This window comes from Elioraea sp. Yellowstone, from assembly GCF_006704265.1.
Lineage (GTDB): Bacteria > Pseudomonadota > Alphaproteobacteria > Acetobacterales > Acetobacteraceae > Elioraea.
Genome location: NZ_VIKA01000284.1, coordinates 1 through 1,267, shown reverse-complemented (window position 1 = coordinate 1,267; position 1,267 = coordinate 1). Strand labels below are relative to the sequence as shown.

Annotated in this window: 1 protein-coding gene, 2 tRNA genes and 1 pseudogene; 3 read left to right on the top strand and 1 reads right to left on the bottom strand. The window is 71.3% G+C overall.

What is annotated here, in order from left to right; all coding sequences use genetic code 11:
- Positions 1 to 201: pseudogene (locus FK498_RS19825) on the bottom strand (hypothetical protein); the annotation flags it as partial.
- A 129-nt stretch (positions 202 to 330) separates the two neighbouring features.
- Here FK498_RS19825 and FK498_RS18705 point away from each other — a divergent pair.
- From FK498_RS18705 to FK498_RS18695, 3 genes are all read left to right on the top strand, one after another.
- The gene (locus FK498_RS18705) at positions 331 to 627 is read left to right on the top strand and encodes a cupin domain-containing protein (protein ID WP_141857208.1); all 297 of its coding nucleotides are present in this window, start codon (positions 331 to 333) and stop codon (positions 625 to 627) included.
- Positions 628 to 892: 265 nt separating this feature from the next.
- Positions 893 to 978: transfer RNA gene (locus tag FK498_RS18700), tRNA-Tyr, on the top strand.
- Positions 979 to 1,051: 73 nt separating this feature from the next.
- Positions 1,052 to 1,125 (top strand) — tRNA-Gly (locus FK498_RS18695).
- The last annotated feature ends 142 nt before the right edge of the window (positions 1,126 to 1,267 follow it).

Below are 1,267 nucleotides of genomic sequence, written 5' to 3'. Positions count from 1 at the left end.
GATCGCTTCCGGCCCGGCGCGCTCGGGCATGGCGTCGGCCGGCAGCGTGGCCGCCGCCTCGCCGGTCGCGAGCACCCGGCGGATCCTGCGCGCAGGGTTGCCGAGCGCGGCGCGCACGGCATGCGCCCCGTAGATCCAGTACGGCCCGTGCGGGTCGCGGCCGCGTGTCTTGCCGTCGCGGCGACGGGGATCGGACGCCATGAGGACAGCATGGCCGGGCGCGCCGACGGACGGAAGGGCCAGCCGGCGTCCGGGCCCGGGATCTCCGCTTGAGGCCGCGTGCCCGCCCCTGTAGGTGGGGCCGTCCGAAGCCTTGCCTGGGGAGTTCCCATGCCGTTCGCCTGCTCGATCCCCGCCGTCTCCACGGTGCTCGCGGACGATGCGCGTGTGCGCATCACGCGCTGGGATTTCGCCCCCGGGGCGACGACCGGCTGGCATGAGCACACGATGGACTACGCCGTCGTGATGATGACCGACGCGACGATGGCCTACGAGGTCGATGGCGTGGTCACGCAGGTGAAGCTCCAGGCCGGGCAGAGCTATTCCAGGCCTGCGGGCATCAAGCATGACGTCAGGAATGACGGTCCGCACCCCATGACCTTCATCGAGATCGAGATCAAGCGCTGATGCGTGGCCTCGCAGGCCGGCCGCGCGGTACCCCTACCGGCAGCCTGAACGCCGGCGAGGCATCGCGGCGGTTCGGGCAGGAGAGGCGGCATCCGGGCTGGTCCCGGGTCCGGGCGCCGGACACCCGGACAAGCCGGCCGCGCCAGACCGGCCGGCCACCGCCGGGAACCGGAGGCGGGACCGGGACGCGACCCGCCGCCGCGCCTCGTTGACACGGCGACCGAAATGCCGTTAGTCGCCGCGGTCCCGCGCCGCCAGCGCGGCTGGAGGGGTGCCCGAGTGGCTAAAGGGGACGGACTGTAAATCCGTTGGCGCACGCCTACGCTGGTTCGAATCCAGCCCCCTCCACCAGGATGCCACCGCCGCCGCGGCACGACGGACCGCACGCGAACCGACCGGAAAGGGGACTGCGTTCGACCTCCACGCGGGTGTAGCTCAATGGTAGAGCCCCAGCCTTCCAAGCTGGTTGTGCGGGTTCGATTCCCGTCACCCGCTCCACCCGGACCGACGACGTTCCCCGACCCCGACCCCGCAACCCGACGAACGAAAGGCACGAGGCCGCGCCATGGCGAAGGCGAAGTTTGAGCGGACGAAGCCGCACTGCAACATCGGCACGATTGGTCATGTGGACCATGGCAAG